Annotated in this window: 11 protein-coding genes; 4 read left to right on the forward strand and 7 right to left on the reverse strand. The window is 49.5% G+C overall.

Annotated elements, in window-relative coordinates; translation table 11 throughout:
• Positions 1-26: 26 nt before the first annotated feature.
• Together pgi and EOE67_RS00425 are read left to right on the forward strand one after the other, a co-directional pair.
• The gene (pgi, locus tag EOE67_RS00420) at positions 27-1,640 is read left to right on the forward strand and encodes a glucose-6-phosphate isomerase (protein WP_127697096.1); all 1,614 of its coding nucleotides are present in this window, start codon (positions 27-29) and stop codon (positions 1,638-1,640) included.
• Positions 1,641-1,878: 238 nt separating this feature from the next.
• Positions 1,879-2,055, forward strand: coding sequence for a DUF3545 family protein (locus EOE67_RS00425; RefSeq protein WP_082971827.1), 177 nt, complete (start codon positions 1,879-1,881; stop codon positions 2,053-2,055).
• A gap of 167 nt (positions 2,056-2,222) precedes the next feature.
• Here the strand turns inward: EOE67_RS00425 and ung are convergent, their stop codons facing one another.
• From ung to EOE67_RS00460, 7 genes are all read right to left on the reverse strand, one after another.
• Positions 2,223-2,885 carry a uracil-DNA glycosylase gene (ung, locus tag EOE67_RS00430; RefSeq protein ID WP_127697097.1) on the reverse strand — a complete coding sequence of 221 codons (663 nt, stop codon included), beginning with the start codon at positions 2,883-2,885 and terminating at the stop codon, positions 2,223-2,225.
• A 298-nt stretch (positions 2,886-3,183) separates the two neighbouring features.
• A complete protein-coding gene (thrC, locus tag EOE67_RS00435) occupies positions 3,184-4,473 on the reverse strand; it encodes a threonine synthase (protein WP_127697098.1) in 1,290 nt (429 codons plus the stop codon).
• Positions 4,474-4,528: 55 nt separating this feature from the next.
• Positions 4,529-5,467 (reverse strand): homoserine kinase, encoded by a 939-nt coding sequence (gene thrB / locus EOE67_RS00440; RefSeq protein ID WP_127697099.1) that lies wholly within the window; start codon positions 5,465-5,467, stop codon positions 4,529-4,531.
• A gap of 2 nt (positions 5,468-5,469) precedes the next feature.
• Positions 5,470-7,935, reverse strand: a complete 2,466-nt coding sequence (gene thrA / locus EOE67_RS00445) for a bifunctional aspartate kinase/homoserine dehydrogenase I (protein ID WP_127697100.1) — start codon at positions 7,933-7,935, stop codon at positions 5,470-5,472.
• Positions 7,936-8,389: 454 nt separating this feature from the next.
• Positions 8,390-9,361 (reverse strand): sensor domain-containing diguanylate cyclase, encoded by a 972-nt coding sequence (locus EOE67_RS00450; protein ID WP_127697101.1) that lies wholly within the window; start codon positions 9,359-9,361, stop codon positions 8,390-8,392.
• Complete coding sequence (locus EOE67_RS00455) at positions 9,361-9,975, reverse strand: chemotaxis protein (RefSeq protein WP_127697102.1); 615 nt, start codon at positions 9,973-9,975, stop codon at positions 9,361-9,363. The genes EOE67_RS00450 and EOE67_RS00455 overlap by 1 nt, the downstream gene beginning before the upstream one ends.
• The gene (locus tag EOE67_RS00460; RefSeq protein ID WP_127697103.1) at positions 9,972-10,337 is read right to left on the reverse strand and encodes a response regulator; all 366 of its coding nucleotides are present in this window, start codon (positions 10,335-10,337) and stop codon (positions 9,972-9,974) included. The genes EOE67_RS00455 and EOE67_RS00460 overlap by 4 nt, the downstream gene beginning before the upstream one ends.
• Before the next feature lie 336 nt (positions 10,338-10,673).
• Here EOE67_RS00460 and EOE67_RS00465 point away from each other — a divergent pair, with 336 nt between their 5' ends.
• Together EOE67_RS00465 and EOE67_RS00470 are read left to right on the forward strand one after the other, a co-directional pair.
• Positions 10,674-12,416 (forward strand): ATP-binding protein, encoded by a 1,743-nt coding sequence (locus EOE67_RS00465; protein ID WP_127697104.1) that lies wholly within the window; start codon positions 10,674-10,676, stop codon positions 12,414-12,416.
• Between the two features lie 125 nt (positions 12,417-12,541).
• Positions 12,542-13,441, forward strand: coding sequence for a recombination-associated protein RdgC (locus EOE67_RS00470; protein WP_127697105.1), 900 nt, complete (start codon positions 12,542-12,544; stop codon positions 13,439-13,441).
• Positions 13,442-13,496: the final 55 nt, after the last annotated feature.

Raw genomic sequence — 13,496 nt, forward strand, 5'->3', positions numbered from 1 at the left:
CCCACATCACGCACAAGGAGTTTAGAATGCCGTCTGCAGTTTGGCGCGATTTGGCGCAACTTGCGAAACAACCATTAAACCTGCGGCAGGAATTTGCTGCGGATCCTGAGCGCGCGACGCGTTATGCGCTGAACGCCTGTGGTATTGAACTGGATTATTCTAAAAACCTGATTAACGACGCCATCTGGCAACATTTGCTTGGCATGGCGCAACAAAGTGAATTAACGAGCAAACGGGCACAGATGTTTGCCGGTGATAAAATCAACAGCTCCGAGCAACGCAGTGTCTGGCACACCGCCCTGCGCGCGCCGTTGTCGGCCAATCTGACGTTAGATGATGCCGATATCAGCGCCGAAATCAGTGCCTGCCATGCGCAGATGTTTGCATTAGTCGAGCAACTGAACAGTCTGCAATATTCCGGTTACACCGGCGAGCCCATCACCGATTTAATCTGGATTGGCATTGGAGGCTCGTTATTGGGCCCGCAGATGGCGGTTGAAGCCTTAACGCCTTACAACATCAGCCCGCTGCAAATTCATTTTGCCGGCAATATTGACGGTGCTGTGGTCAGTGATGTGGTGAAAGGTCTGGACCCAGCAACAACGCTGGTGTTTGTGGCGTCAAAGTCTTTTGGTACTGAAGAAACCAAACAAAACGCGCTGGCTATTCGACAGTGGTTCACCGACAACGGCGCCGATCAAGCCGCCATTGCCCGGCATTTTTGGGCGACCTCGTCGAATATCAAAGCCGCTGCTGAATTTGGTATCGAAAGCGACCATATTCTGCCGATGTGGGATTGGGTCGGTGGCCGTTATTCGTTATGGTCAGCCATTGGTTTACCACTGTGTCTGATGCTTGGCACCGTGCAATTTAATCAGCTACTCGCTGGCGCGCATGCCATGGATCAACATTTCCAGCAGGCTCCGCTTGCTGAAAATATGCCGGTGATTTTGGCTTTACTGGGCGTCTGGTATATCAATGGTTTAGGTTGTCAGACCCAGGCATTGTTACCGTACAGCCACTATCTGCGTTTGTTGCCTTCTTATGTGCAGCAGCTGGATATGGAAAGTAACGGCAAAGGCGTTGATATCGCAGGGGACACTTTAACTGCGGCCACGGCGCCGGTGATCTGGGGCGATGCTGGGACCAACGGCCAACATGCTTACCATCAGTTATTACATCAAAGTGCGTTAGCGGTGCCTGCTGATTTTATCCTGCCGGTGAAACCAGCCCATGATCTGCAGGATCATCACCACCGCTTAGCCGCCCATTGTTTTGCCCAGACGCAAGCATTGATGCAAGGGAAAACGCTGGACGAAGCCACCAATGAAGTTTTGGCTGCCGGCGGCACAGCGGCGCAGGCTGCAGAACTTGCGCCGCATAAAGTATCGCCAGGCAATAAACCAAGCAATACTTTGTTGTTGCCTGAACTGTCGCCATTTTATTTAGGCGCGTTATTGGCGTTGTACGAGCATAAAGTGTTTGTGCAAGGGGTGCTTTGGAATATCAATTCCTTTGACCAATGGGGCGTCGAGCTTGGTAAACAACTGTCGACACCGATTTATCAGGTGCTGTCGGGGCAGAAAACACATCCCTTTGATGCATCGACCGAGCGATTGATTAAGCTGTTTCAGCAGTAATCTCTCAATCCGGTTGTATTCAACGAAGGCCACGTCGATGTGGCCTTTTTTTATGCTGTAAATTCAGGTTCGTATCACAAGCTCTCGGTAAAAAACCACCGTTTCAGGTACTCCCTAGCCGACATTGATCGCCAATTGTTCATTTTGAATTCATTTTTCTGTCATCTGACTATTTTAATTTGTCACAAAGTGTGATATCAATTTTGGCGATAATAACAACAACTCAGCGAGGTGCAGTATGGAAAGCTTTGAGGACTTACTGAACATGTTGGAGCGTCCAGCCGCGAAAAGCAGTCGAGCGGTGAAGCGCAAATGGCGCGAAATCGAGGCCGTCAAAGAACGGCAGAGATTACGCAAAGAGCTGGAAGACATAGACTTTAGTTTCGACGACGACCTGATTGAACAGCTGATGTGACCCCTTAAAGCCCTCCCGATTCCGGTGGGCTTTTTTGTTTTTAGCATTCAGCGAACCGCACCATAATGACTGCAGCTCAAAGGCTGCGGTCATTATCTATGATGATTCGTTACTGCCAACAGGTTGGCGTTCTCACCTATCCACAATGAAGTGGACTGCGATGACCACTATACCTGCCACTGTATCGCTACTTTTCCCTGCGCAACTAACCACTGATTGGCCGCGGCAAAATGGCCACAACCCAAAAAGCCCCGATGGGCCGACAAGGGCGACGGATGCGGCGCAGTCAGGATATGGTGTTTGCGACCATCAATCAGTTTTTGTTTTTTGATGGCGTGTGAACCCCAGAGCAAAAACACCACCGGTTCAGACTTATCGCTGATCGCACGAATAACGTTATCGGTAAATTGCTCCCAGCCTAAATGCCGGTGCGAATTCGGCTGATTCGCGATAACGGTCAGCACGGTATTGAGCAGCAACACACCTTGCGTCGCCCAACTTTCCAGACAACCATGTTTGGGCATCTGAAAATCCGGAGACTCCAACGCCAGCTCTTTGTACATGTTACGCAGCGAAGGCGGAATGGCGACGCCGGGACGCACCGAAAAGGATAAACCATGCGCCTGATTTGGCCCGTGATACGGGTCCTGGCCAATAATCACCACTTTCAGATTGGCAAAATCGGTCAGTTTAAAGGCTGAAAACACGTCAGCTTCCGGCGGGTAAATCACTTCACCGGCAGCGCGCGCTTGCTTTACTGCGTCAATGGTTTGCTGAAAATAAGGCTGAGATTTCTCAGCCCCAATCACATCATGCCAACTTAGATGCACTATCGAATTCCTTGAGCGAGAGTCGGGTAACCCTAGAGCGTGTTGACCTTTGGTGTATGAATTTTGTTCAACCGAGAACCGCCTGTCCACCACAGGCACCGCGAAGTACGCGGCTCCCGTTTGAACCCTTCGGGCAGCGCTTGGCTGACCTTTCTGCGGCGTTATCGCCCGCTCATGTAGAACAACTACATATCGCGGGCGATGCCTTGCATAAAAGCCAGCCAAACTGCTGCAAAACTATCCACCAATGGTCAACACGCTCTAGTTATCTGAAGCTATCGCTGCAAGTAACCAACAACTACTTTTCCAGCGACAACAGAACTTTGCGCAATTCTACAAAATCCGCAGCCATATCAACAGCTAAACTTGCCTCACCGGCAACAGCGGCCAGCGCAGGCGGTAATGCAATTGGATTCCCGAGAATATTCTCAACCTGCTCTTTAAATTTTGCCGGATGGGCGGTGCCTAAAAAGATACCAAATTCATCAGGTTGCAGCTCACGCTTTAATGCACGGTAGGCAACTGCAGCGTGTGGCTCGCTTAAATAACCCAGCTGGGCAAGCTGGCGCATCGCCAGTTGAGTGTCTTCTTCATCGACCATGGTCGTCACCAAATCACTGCGCTGAATGACACCTTGTGCCAGCAAATCTTCCACCCGCGGCCAATTGTTTGGCGCACTGACGTCCATCGCGTTGGATAAAGTCGCGACGGTCGGCTTGACCTGCCAGTCGCCACTTTGCCAATAACGCGGCACCGTATCATTGGCATTGGTGGCGGCAATCATCCGTTTAATCGGCAAACCGAGCACCTTGGCAATCAGGCCCGCGGTGACGTTACCAAAGTTGCCACTTGGCACTGAAATCACAATATTGTGGCGTTTGTCAGCAGGCACCTGCGCCACAGCTTCAAAGTAATAACAAATTTGCGCAAATAAACGACTGATATTAATTGAGTTCGCTGAGTTGATATTCAGGCGTTTGACTAAATCGCGGTCATTAAACACTTCTTTGACTAAAGCCTGACACTGGTCAAAATCGCCATCAACCGCCAGCGTATGAATGTTTTTACCCAAAGTGGTGAACAGTTTTTCCTGCAGCACGCTGATTTTACCTTTCGGGAATAAAATCACCACTTCAGCGCCAGGACGCTGGTAGAACGCATGCGCTACGGCGGCACCAGTGTCACCAGAGGTTGCGGTAACAATGGTGGTATTGGTCACGCCAGAGCGCTGCTGTGACGCCATCAACGCGCGCGCCATAAAACGACCACCAAAATCTTTAAAGGCTAAAGTCGGGCCATGGAACAGCTCCAGACAAGCCACATCTTCAGTCACCGCTGCTAAAGGCGCACCAAAAGCAAAAGCTTCAGCCACCAAGGCTGATAATTCCGCTTCCGGCAATTCATCACCAATCAGCGCCTGTAAAATAGCGGCGCTACGTTTGGCAAAAGGCTGCGCCAATAGAGTTTCGACTTCGAGCTTTGGCCAGCTATCCGGGAAAAACAACCCTTGTTGCTCGCCTAGGCCAATCCGTACAGCTTCTAAAAAACTCACTTGCTGACTCGGCACTTTGATATTTCTTAACTGCATGTCACTGAATCCTGTTTTAAGTACTACTTACAAAAATTGTATTTAAGTCTGGCGTTTATTCGAGGAGCACCCGGGCACCGACTGTGGCCAAAGTGCAAATATGGGTCATCGCATCCTGGTTTTTTTCATAATGTTGCCGGAAATAGGCGGCAGCAAATTCGGCCTGTTGATCGTTCTGACAGACCGCAAACAAGGTCGGCCCGGCACCGGAAATACCAACATGGCCAATGCCTTCCGCCGTCAACGCTGCTCGAATAGCCGTAAGCTCTGGAATAAGCGGCAACCGTGCTGGCTCAGCCACCAAATCCTGCAGCGCGGCAAAAGCTTCGGTTTCATCCTGGCAATACAAAGCGCTGACAAACCGCGACAGCATATTGGCAAAGCGGATGCTGTGCTTCAGGCTCAGCTCTTTAGGCATCACTTCGCGCGCCGCTTTGGTCGACAGCACTGTGCCCGGATAACAAAGCACTACTTGCCAGTGTGGGAACCACGGCAAAGGCCGGCACAACAACGGGCTTTCCGGCAGCATCAGCAATAAGCCACCGTATAATGAAGGCGCGACATTGTCGTAATGCACAGCGCCACTGACGCCACCTTCACAAACAGCCGTTAGTTGCAGCAGCTCAAAATCCGATAACGGTTTACCGAAATAATCGTTGAAGGCATAACAGGCCACCACAATCGAGCAAGCGCTGGAGCCCAAACCACTGCCGACCGGTAGGTGCTTTTTCAGGTGTAGCTTTAACCGAGGCAACGTTTTACCGACCTTTTGTTCAAAGGCGTAAAAGCATTTGATCACCAGATTGTCGGTCACATCGCCCGGCAACTGATGCACATAACGTCCGGAAAGGCGCAGCGATAATTCCGCCGCTTCGCCTTCAATCACCAGCTCATCCCCCAATAACTCACCATTTTTTGGCGCAAACGCAGCGCCCAGTAAGTCAAACCCAACCGAAAAATTGCCGGTTGAAGCTGGTGCAAAATACGACTTCATCGTTACATCTCCTGCTGCCAGCCAAGGGTTCGCATCACATCACCAAACACCCCAGCCGCCGTCACCGCAGCACCGGCGCCATAACCACGCAGTACAAACGGGATCGGCTGGTAATAGCGGGTGTGAATGGCCAGCGCATTTTCGCCATCTTTGACTTTGGCCAGTGGATGATTGCTATCCAGCGCTTTGACTGACACCTTGCATTTGCCTTGCTCAATTTCACCGATGTAACGCAGCACCTTACCTTGTGCCGCTGCTGCCGCCACTTTGTCGGCAAACCAGCTGTCGAGCTCTGGCAGCTGTTGCATAAAATCGCTGACATTGCTGCCCGGCGCAAAATCTGTCGGTAACACGGATTCGACCGTTACATCAGTTAAATCCAGTTGCATGCCGGCTTCACGGGCTAAAATCAACAACTTACGCGCAACGTCCATGCCGGATAAATCATCACGTGGATCAGGTTCGGTAAAACCCAGCGCCTTGGCTTTGGCGGTGACATCAGACAGTTTGACGCCCTGCTCCAGCTCACCAAACATATAAGATAACGAACCAGATAAAATACCTTCAAACGCCATCAATTCATCACCGGCATTGAGCAGTCCCTGCAAGGTATCGATCACCGGCAAACCGGCGCCAACAGTGGTTTCGTACAGGAAACGGCGACGGTTTTTCTGCGCCACGCTCCGCAGTTCGCGGTAGTACTCCAGACTCGCGGTATTGGCTTTTTTGTTGGGCGTCACCACATGGAAACCAGCAGCTAAGAAGTTAGCATATTGCATCGCCACTGGCTCAGCGCTGGTGCAATCGATCAGCACCGGGTTGGTTAGGTGATGGTCTTGCACAAACTGCGTCAGCGCCGCCAGGCTAAACTGGGCTTTTTGATCAGTGATGCGCTGCTGCCAGTTGCTTAAATCGATGCCCTGACCATCTAAGAGCAATGCTTTGGAATTGGCGATACCGTACACCGTCAACCGCACGTTGCGTTGTTTTAAGAACTGCTGCTGGCGCTGAAACTGCGCCAGTAATTCGCTACCGACCACGCCACAACCGACCAAAAACACGTCGATACTTGGCACATGGCTGAAAAAGTTTTCATGACAAACTTTCACTGCATTACGACAGGCTTTTTGCTCGACCACTGCGGAAATAGAACGCTCAGACGAATCCTGCGCAATCGCCACTACATTGACCCGGGCTTGTGATAACGAAGCAAAAAACTTCGCGGCCACGCCACGGTGCTGGCGCATGCCATCGCCGACCAGACTGACAATTGCCATATCCGACTGAATGGACAACGGCCGTAACAACTTGCCTTGCAGCTCCAGCTCGAACTCGGTTTCCAGCGCTTGTTTCGCCACGCCTAAATCCAGCTGCGCCACACAAAAGCTAATGCTGAATTCACTGGAGGATTGGGTAATTAAACTCACCGACACCTGCTCGCGCGCCATAGTGGCAAACACCCTTGACGCCATACCCACCACGCCTTTCAGGCCAGGGCCAGATACGGTGATCAACGCCAGATGCTCCAGACTGGAAATGCCTTTCACCAGTGAATCACCGTTGTTATTGGCATCAATACAGGTGCCTGGCGCCGCCGGGTTTAAGGTGTTTTTGATATAACAAGGAATTTGGTAACGCGCTAACGGGCCGATGGTTTTTGGATGCAATACTTTGGCTCCAAAATACGACAGCTCCATCGCTTCGTCGTACGACAAATGGTCAATCAACTGCGCTTGTTTCACCTGCCGTGGATCGGCGCTATACACACCATCGACATCGGTCCAAATTTCACAAACGCTAGCGCGTAGACTAGCCGCGACTATCGCTGCTGAATAATCCGAACCGTTGCGACCCAGCAGGCATAATTCACCTTTGGCGTTGCTGGAAACAAAGCCCGCCATCACCAATACCTGGACTGACTGTGGTACCGCTTTGATCGCGGCTGCCAACGCTGTTTCAGAGGCCGGTATATCTGCCACCGCGTTTAAAAAGTCGCCCTGACTTTTCACACACTGTACTGAGTCCAGTGCCGCCGTCTGAATATGCAGCCCTTGCAGCAATCCAGTCATCAGCGCGACACTAAACTGCTCACCTAAACCGAGGATCCTGGCTTTGATGTGATCCGGACAATACTGTAATAAAGCAACACCCTGCAGCTGGGCCGCAAGTGTCGCAAACTGTGCTTCCCGCACCTGGCTTAAAGCGTGATTGGCCGCTGCTGACAACTGCGCTTGCGCTTGTTGCTGCAGGCCAGACAACCGTTGTTGCCATTGCTGCAACACCGGCAAATAGTCGGTGCCCAGAAAAGCCAGGTCGGTCAGTTCCACCAACATATTGGTGACACCCTGCGGCGCAGACAGTACCAGCGCAATAGGTTCTGCGCTAAGTTGTTGTTTTACAATGCCAGCAACTTCCAAAAATCGTTCAACTGACGCTAACGACGAGCCCCCAAACTTCAGCACCTTCATCTGTTCTCTCCTGTAAGAAACGCAAAAGGCCCGTGACTGGTGAGGTCACGGGCCTTTTTCAAGACAATACGCCGCCGACCTCCTACCCCGCAGGGTTGGTGGTAATAATCGTGGTGGTTGTATTGTTATTTTTATATTTCATGACGCTCATATGCTCAAAGTTTTAGACGTCTGTCAATCTAAATGTGTAGCACGCATCTTGTTTTTTGTAGTTAAACTAACATTTATACCCAAAATCATTGAAGATTCGGGTAGGCGGCAACTGAACGAATCCCCAGGAGCTTAGCAGTTCTAAGTGACTGGGGTGAGCGAAGGCGGCCAACAACCCCGAATCTTCAAGGATGACGGGTATATTGTCGTTGAACGGCAGAACAAGCGGTGTTGAACAGCAATGGCCGCTCAGAAAAAACACTTTTTGTTTCTGTTCACTATATGTTTCAGTTCACTATTTATCTTAATTCACTTTCTTCTGATATTCGGTTTCACCGGCCAGATAACTGCAGACCCGGTTGCGGCCGGCACGTTTGGCGTTATACAGCGCCATATCGGCACAGCGGATCACATCATCATGTAATAAGTGTTGTTTTGGCAGCAGTTCCGCCACGCCCATACTGATGCTGGCACGAATGGTTTGCTGGTTAAACAACATCGGATATTCAGCCACTGCCTGACAAATTCGCTCCGCCACTTCGACCGCACCTTCTAGACCGGTATCCGGCAGAATGATGCCAAATTCTTCACCACCATAACGGCCGAACAAATCAGAATCACGCAGCAAACTGCTGATAAAAGATGCCAGCTGGATCAACACAAAATCGCCACCCAAATGGCCATACTTGTCATTGAGATCTTTGAATTTATCCAGATCAAACAAAATCAATGACAACGGGTGATGATAACGCTGCGCCCGATGAATTTCCTGCTTCAGCTGCTCTTCCCAATACCGGCGATTCAGCACTTTCGTCAGGCCGTCCTGCCTATTCGCCCGCTCCAGTTCAATCAGCGTTTTACTTAAATGCTGCTGATAAACAAAGGCATCGGTAGCGTCTTCAATCAGAATGCAGATCAGTGGCTGGTCGGTCTGATCGGAAACGAGCGGCAACATGCTGCAGTTTTGCGCCATGTATTGGCTACTGCTGGTGATGGGTCTTAAATGCGGTAACTTAAAAATATACTGTCGCTGTTCCCAACTGCTGAAGGCTGGCGTGTTCAAATCCAGCACGCTCATCAGCTTTCGTTTCAGCCAGGCTTCAGGTAAATCGGCAAATACCGAAAAAATCGATTTGCCCTGCACTTCGGATAATTGCACCGAGGCATGTCGTTCAATAAAGGCATTCAGATAGTGGATCTGATATTCGTCGTCGATCACAATCACGCCACTATTGAGTTGCGCCAGAATTGGACTACTTAACCAGGCATGCGACATCAATAGTCTTCCAGGATCCGATCAAGAATACGTTGGATATTGGTGACGGCTTCGCCTGGGATCAGCAAAATCATGTCGCAATTAAAGGAGTGGTCAACCAGCTGATAGCTGATGTCAACTTTCAGCGCATGTTCCCAGTGAAACGAGGTATTGCGCAATAAACTCGACATATCGCCTTTCACCGAAGACAACACCCGTGGCGCGCTGTAAGACAGGCTATTTTCGATTTGATCGGCTAAACCGTTTAAGAAGGTGGTGGTTAGAATAGAGCTGATATCGGTCAACATTTCAATTTCAGAAACATCGCCCACTTCATAACCCAGTAACGCCGAAATCTTATGGGCGTTTTCCATTTGATACAGCACGATGGCTTCACCACGAACGCCTTCATTACCGAAAAACCCCTGGCTGACCAGTGCGGCTTCGGTATCCTGATAGCGGTTTTCAAATTCAGCAGGGATATGGCTGGCACCAACTAAGGCGATCGAGGGTACTTGCAAATGCACAAAAGTATTGAGAAACCGGGCAAGTTTATCACTGGCCAGTCCCATCGCCACATTGATGATTTCCTGCAGACAATCGCGTTGTTCTTCGCTGAATCCCAAAGTACTCATATCAATCCATACTGTTTTAAAATGCTGTGCAGTTTGTCTTCATTGACCGGCTTATGAATAAAAGCTAAAGCGCCGAGTTCCATCACCCGCTTTTTCATCTCAGGTTGGATATCAGCAGAAATGACAATGACAAAACAGTCGATGCTTTCGGCTTTGATTGCTTCCAGCACACCAATGCCATCGAGCTCAGGCATGGTTAAATCGAGAAAAACCAGCCCAATTTCCTGTGCACGTAATATCGTCAGTGCTTCTAAACCGTTACCGGCAGTCTGAAATTCAGCGTCAAAAGATTCAGGTAAACTCTTGCGCACTTGTTTACGCGCCAACAACGAGTCATCACAAATAAGCACTGGCAAAGCCATTCGGTACAGCCTCAATTAATTCTAATTATTCTGCGAAGTTACGGGCAAAATATAACCAGTAACCCCAGCTAATGCAACAGATACCCACAAATTGCCGGTCCAAATTTGCGGTTATTAACAACCTTGCTTTAATTTTCAGCAAACCGGAAATTCAGCTATAGTTGCCAGTGGAAAATGACTTGAATCCGTGTCTCAAAACAATGGCTTGCATCACGCCAAACCGCAAAACAAGTAAATACCGGAACTAAATCTGACATTTCTATTTTAATTGTTGTTTTTTTTAGCTAATTTTACAGCACCGGATGGATATCCCAAGCTGAAATCACAGGTAGTCAGATGCAGCAAAAAAGTTTATCAAGGAAACTGCTGACCAAAGTGTTGTCAGTTTATTTTGTTTTAACCTTTGTCGTCACACTTGGGCAGATCGTCGCCGAGTATTTCAATACTAAAAATCATATCAACGGCGAACTGGCCACGCTGCAACAAACCATCTCTGGCAGCTTAACCCGGGCCATCTGGGAGCTGAACACGACTCAGGCGCTGATTATCGCCGATGGCTTGTTAGCTATCCCATCGATTGAAGGTATTATCGTGCGTGATGACAGTGGCGCCGTCATTACCCAATTAGGTCAATACATCGACATCAGCGAGCGGTACAGCAATCAGCTGGTGAAAGAAGGCGTCAGACTGACCGAGCAAAAATCCGGTCTATTTGGTTATACCTTCCCGCTGATTTTTGAATTTTCCGGCCGCGCCACGCAAGTCGGCGATGTCACCTTGTTTTCCAGCCGCACCATCGTGCTGGATCGGATCAAAATCGGTATCTATTTCCTGATCGGCAATGCGCTGCTGAAAACCACTTTTTTAATCATTCTGTTTCTGATCGCCTTTCGCCGACAATTGACCCTGCCACTGGCTGAACTCACCCAACAAATTGAAGAACTGGAACTGGATAACCTTGATGGCGCCAAAGTTGAAATTCAACACGGCGACACCAACGAACTGAGCGTGATGGCAGATGCCTTTAACCGCCTGATCGCCCGGGTACAGGATTACAAAGGGCAGCTGGAAAACACCCAAAAACAACTACTACAATCGAACGAAAAGCTCGATCAGCACAATCTGATTTTAGAGCAGGAAGTTGCCCGTAAAACGTCCGGCCTTAGCCAAGCGATGATGGACTTACAGCAACAAAAACAAGAGCTTGAAGTCAAGCAACAAGCACTTCGTGAAGAAATAGAGCGTCGTCGTCACACCGAAGAAGCCTTGCGTGGTAAACAAACCGAACTGGAAAAATTAGTCACCGATTTACGCCAGGCGCAAGACCGGCTGGTGCAATCGGAAAAAATGGCGGCACTCGGTGGTTTGGTCGCTGGTATTACCCATGAAGTGAATACGCCGGTTGGTATTGGCGTCACTGCGACCAGCTTCCTCGCCGAAAAACTAGCCGCGCTGGAACATGCCTATCAGGAAAAAAGCCTGTCGCCAAAAGCGCTGGAGCATTTTATTGAAGAAGCCAAACAAGGCACTGAGTTACTGAACACCAATCTGATCCGCGCTTCTGAACTCATAGCCAGCTTTAAACAAATCGCGGTTGACCAAACCAGCGAAGCAATCAGAACCATCCAACTGGCTGATTATCTGAATGAAATTATTCGTAGCTTGCAGCCACATTTTAAAAAGACCAAACATCATATTGAAGTGAATTGTCCGGAAAACCTGATCCTGAGCTGTCCGGCTGGTGCTATTTCGCAAATTTTCACCAACCTGTTGATGAACTCCCTGATCCACGGTTTTGAAGAGATGACGGAAGGCAATATCAATATCACAGTCGTTGATGAAGGCAATGTGGTCGATATCAATTATGCCGACAACGGTAAAGGCTTAACGCCGGAGCAACTGGAGAAATTGTTCCATCCGTTTTTTACTACCAAGCGTGACCAAGGCGGCAGCGGTCTTGGCACCCATATTACTTACAACCTGGTGCGCCAAACCCTGGCCGGCAGCATCCAGGTGAAAAGCGAACTTGGCCATGGTTTGGCTTACCATATCCGCTTTCCGAAGGTGCTGAAGCGCTAAAACAAGGATGACCACTGGCACGTTGCCGGAACATTGAACAGCTGTGTTGTTGGTGGCCATGAAGCTGTTGTGCCGCATCGGGTAATCGGTATACTGGCTTTTTTTGCAAAAGAGTCAGTTCTATTATGTGGTTTAAAAATCTGCGTGTTTATAAAATTACCGAAGCCTTAAATCTGGAACCAGAAGCCTTAGAACGTGCGCTGACCGAACATAAATTCAGTCCCTGTACCGGACAAGAAGCAGTCCGGATGGGCTTTACCTACCCGCTGCATCACAGCATTAAGCAGTATCATCACCAGCAGCAACACTTGCACCTTTTCGCGGTAAAACGTCAGGAAAAAGTGCTGCCTGCCGCAGTCATCAATGAAGAATTGCAGCCAAAAATTGACGCGCTGGAAATGGAAAAAGGCCGACCGCTCGGTCGCAAAGAAAAGCAGGCGCTCAAAGAAGAACTTATTCAAGCACTGTTGCCACGGGCATTTAGCCGCTCTACAGTGACCACTGCACTTTATGATGCTGAAAATCAATGGTTTATCGTCAACAGCAGTTCAGCAGGTAAAGCTGAAGATGTGCTGAGTTTAGTGCGCAAAGCACTGGGTTCGTTGCCGGCACTACCGTGGATTGATAACAATCAACTGAATCTGGCGATGCAACAGTGGTTAACGGATCAGGATTTACCCACCGGTTTTAAATTAGGTAATGAAGCTGAATTAAAGGCTCCGGATGAAGAAGGCGCCAAAGTAAAATTCAGCAACCATCTGCTGACGGCGGCCGAAGTGCAAAGTCATCTCGAAGACAAGCTGGTGACGAAACTGGAGTTCGTGGTTGAAGGTCAGGCGAGTTTTATGGTCTGTGACGACGGCGGCCTGAAAAAGCTGCGTTTCCATGAAGTGCTGGCCAATCAGAATGACGAGTTAGGCTGGGATGATATCGTACTGCGCCTTGATGCCGATTTGCTGGTGATGGCGAATGAACTGGCGGTATTACTTAAATCGTTGCAGCAGGCGGTCACGCCAGCGGCTTAAGCTGATATCGCAGCCAGTGAGCCGATGCAGATACTGCAACTCACTGGCTGTTTTT

The sequence above is a fragment of the Rheinheimera riviphila genome (assembly GCF_004005945.1).
GTDB classification, from domain to species: domain Bacteria; phylum Pseudomonadota; class Gammaproteobacteria; order Enterobacterales; family Alteromonadaceae; genus Pararheinheimera; species Pararheinheimera riviphila.